The organism is Thermoflexus sp. (assembly GCF_034432235.1).
Taxonomy (GTDB): domain Bacteria; phylum Chloroflexota; class Anaerolineae; order Thermoflexales; family Thermoflexaceae; genus Thermoflexus.
On sequence record NZ_DAOUCJ010000109.1, the window covers coordinates 1 to 3,253 of the forward strand.

Annotated in this window: 4 protein-coding genes; all 4 read right to left on the bottom strand. The window is 58.9% G+C overall.

Annotated features, from left to right (window positions below; genetic code table 11):
• Positions 1-320 precede the first annotated feature (320 nt).
• Entirely contained in the window at positions 321-980 is a 660-nt protein-coding gene (locus VAE54_RS13000; RefSeq protein WP_322802402.1) for a hypothetical protein, read from the bottom strand.
• Positions 981-1,084: 104 nt separating this feature from the next.
• Positions 1,085-1,795, bottom strand: coding sequence for a matrixin family metalloprotease (locus tag VAE54_RS13005; protein ID WP_322802403.1), 711 nt, complete (start codon positions 1,793-1,795; stop codon positions 1,085-1,087).
• 152 nt (positions 1,796-1,947) lie between these two features.
• The gene (locus VAE54_RS13010) at positions 1,948-2,163 is read right to left on the bottom strand and encodes a hypothetical protein (protein ID WP_322802404.1); all 216 of its coding nucleotides are present in this window, start codon (positions 2,161-2,163) and stop codon (positions 1,948-1,950) included.
• A 125-nt stretch (positions 2,164-2,288) separates the two neighbouring features.
• The gene (locus VAE54_RS13015) at positions 2,289-3,086 is read right to left on the bottom strand and encodes a hypothetical protein (RefSeq protein WP_322802405.1); all 798 of its coding nucleotides are present in this window, start codon (positions 3,084-3,086) and stop codon (positions 2,289-2,291) included.
• Positions 3,087-3,253 lie beyond the last annotated feature (167 nt).

Sequence of the window (3,253 nt, forward strand, 5' to 3'; positions counted from 1 at the left end):
TCGAGGGGCATGGGTCCCTCCGGGGATCCGCCGCAGCAGCGCCAGCCCGGCCAGGGCCAGGCTCTGGCGCAACAGCCGTCGCCTCCCCCAATCCACGCCCAGCACCGGCCCGCCGTGCCGGGCCACCAGCCAGGCTACCCCCAGGGCCCGCACGGGGCCCAGCACCCGAAGCAGCCGCGCCCCGTGATCGCCTCTTCCGCAAGGAGAAATTCTTCAGGCGTGGAGGTGCTTGCATTCCGCACCTCTTCAACCTCTACCTTTACCTTCCGAAAGTATCGAGCCTTGCCTCGCGACCTTCTCCCCGTGGAGACCACAGGGTCTTATGGCGAGCGCAGCGCCCGGATCTGAGCTTCCAGCTCCTCCCAGCGTAGCGGCTGTCGCTCCTCCGGTGGCCCATCGAAGACCTCCTCTCCCCATCGCCCATCCGGGCGCGCCTTCAGATACGAGGCAGCCGGGAAACCTATAAACATCCACACGGATCGCCTGCCCCCCTCCCACACCAGATCCCTCCGACTCAGAAAGGCTACAATGGAATCCCCCACGTGGAGCTGGTGCTCCGCAGGCACTTTCACCCATTGTTGGTGAGCCGGAGGCGCTTCCAGAGGGCTATTCCCTACGACAACGACTTCGATCGAATCCGGGAGTGGCTCGCGCGCGGCCAGCGTTTGGATCACCCGCAAGGTGACCGTGTGGATGGGCACGGGGACCGGGCGATCCGGGATTTCAGGGGGGAGTGGGGTCCAGGGCTGGCCGCTGTCCGAGTTCCAGCGGGTGGGGGAGATGGCCTGCACCTCGGCCCGCACGATGGCATCCGCCTGCTGAATCCGTTCCCGGCGGGACAGCGCCGCGTATACCGGATGCGCTGAAACGAAGGGGGAAGGGGGAGGGGTGTTGGGAAGACCCGGCTGGCATCCCAGCCCGCTCAACACGCTCAGCACGAGAAGGAACCTTCGATTTTCCCGAATGATACGCGAAAACACAGGAAATCCTCCAAATTCACAAATGTAGTAAGCACTATGGACAATTCCATGGTTAGGGGGATGAGGCATTGTCTTCAACGGTCCTGGCTCCTTTAACGTGTCCGTTACCATGGATACAAATACGAAACTCCATTTCGGTCATCGGTCTCTAAACTTCGAAACCATGGAGTTCCTCGAAAGATTTGACCACACATTGTGGCATCTGTAGCATTTCCGGGGCAGTAAATGGACTGTGTATGAAGCAAGCCCAGGGCGTGACCGAACTCATGGGTGATCACAGACCAAGCATCATATTGGTTGCTTGCAGGAGTTCCCGTCCCTGTATACCAGTTTTCATCTTTATCATATCGAATCCAGAACGATTGGATCGTATTTCCGTATCCGGAGAGGACTGTGATTGCGAGAGCATTTCCTGGCCCATCCCATCCTCCCCACTCGATGTAATTGGGTGATCCGCTATATTTGATGTAGCGCCAGCTAGTGGTGGGGACACTGGTCCAGGCCGATGCGCCACGATCGGTGGGATCCCAGAAGGCCATTGGGAGGTAACCATAGCGATACGTGGCGTAATTCGTGGACCACTTGCAACACACCGAATATGCGGATGCGTTATGGGAAGTGAGCAACATGGTGAGAAGGATCAGAAAGCTAAGAAGGAGGGGTTGCATACGTGGCGGGCTCGCCATCTGAACGCCACAGATCACCGCCTGGGCCACCCGCAACGCCCGCGCCGGGCCCAGAAGCTGCACCAGGCGCCAGCGCATCGCCAGGCCCGTGAAGACCCGGATGTGCTCCCCTTCGATCTCCAGGAGCATCGGCTCCCAGCGCCAATCTGGGCGGGCCTGGTTCAGCAGCGCCTGGACCTCGGGATCCTGCAGGGAGCGCCTCCCTATTTGTTCCGGCTTCGACCTGTCACGGCGAGTCTATCCCATCAGCCCGTAGGTGCATCGCTTCTCCGAGCAGCAAGTCAGCGTTTGCGGAAGAAAACCAGAAAGCGCACAAGGGCAAATGCGATGGCGAAACTGAGGGCACCGGCCAGCACCGGGAGAATCGCCTCCATCCATGTCCTTTGCTCAAAGCCCAACCATATGGCTAGACTTGTGATCAGGAAGGCCGACGCCCCAATCACAGTGGAGAGCAGGATCTGGATCCGGAGATCGGTTTCTCGCTGCCCAGCTCCCATGATTTCCTCCTTTCAAGCAAAGATCCAGACGCAGTCCCGGGATTATGAGGGACGATAGGCTGGTAGACATCTGTCTGCCAGACCATGCCCGGGCTATTGAGAAACAGCAGAGCATCTGAACCGAGCTAGCAGAAACGTCCGCAACCGAAGTAGCATCCTCCTCCACACAGGCCGCCACACATCCCTCCGCAAATCAGGGTGCAGACAACGTTGGGTCCACAAATAATTACGCACGCTAATGCGCATCCCACACCGCATAAACCACCACAAAGTGCATTACAGATCAAGCAATCCCAATCCACCTGATTGATCATGGGTGCTTCAAAGCGTTCGATTTGACCACTTGAGCCAACCCTTAGAGCATATCGCTGTCCATTATTAGGGATAACAATCGCATAGGCCCATACGAGACCGCTTACTTCTTCTCCATATACAAGAACGGCTTCTTGGCCGTCCGTTACATAACGATGGATGGCAACGGTTCGCACCAGCTTGTTACTCTCGCGAATCCACATTACAGAAGGTGATTCATAGGGAGCAAATCCTTGTGCTTTAAGAAACCGACTGATTCGAAGCACGTGTGTATTATTAAAGGCATGGCGAAGCATTTGAGTGTAAGTATGAGCATCTGCAGGTTCAACCGAAATTTCGACGGGAGGTTTAGGGCTTGCAGGCTCATGCTCGACCTTCACTGACTTGGGGCTTCCTAAGATTGAGAGGGTGATCTGCGCGATGAGCGCCCCTCCGGCCCGGCGCAGGAAATCCCGCCTCCCCCAATCCACCCCCAGCACCGGGCCTCCCATCCGAGCCACGGCCTGGGCCACCCGCAACGCCCGCACCGGGCCCAGAACCTGCACCAGGCGCCAGCGCACCGCCAGGCCCGTGAAGACCCGGATGTGCTCCCCTTCGATCTCCAGGAGCATCGGCTCCCAGCGCTAGCCGGGGCGGGCGCGGTCCAGCAGGGCCTGCACCTCGGGGTCCCGCAAACTTCGCACCCCCAGCCGCCCGCCGCTGAGCGTTTCCACTCTTCCAAGCGGGGGAAGGTCCTGTGTTTTCCGCCTGTCAGCAGAGCGGATCACATAGATCGCTT

Excerpts from the sequence above, each read along its gene's own strand:
- VAE54_RS13015 (WP_322802405.1), bottom strand. The coding sequence starts at position 3,086 with ATGCTCCTGGAGATCGAAGGGGAGCACATCCGGGTCTTCACGGGCCTG.
- VAE54_RS13005 (WP_322802403.1), bottom strand. The coding sequence starts at position 1,795 with ATGCTCCTGGAGATCGAAGGGGAGCACATCCGGGTCTTCACGGGCCTG.
- VAE54_RS13010 (WP_322802404.1), bottom strand. The coding sequence starts at position 2,163 with ATGGGAGCTGGGCAGCGAGAAACCGATCTCCGGATCCAGATCCTGCTC.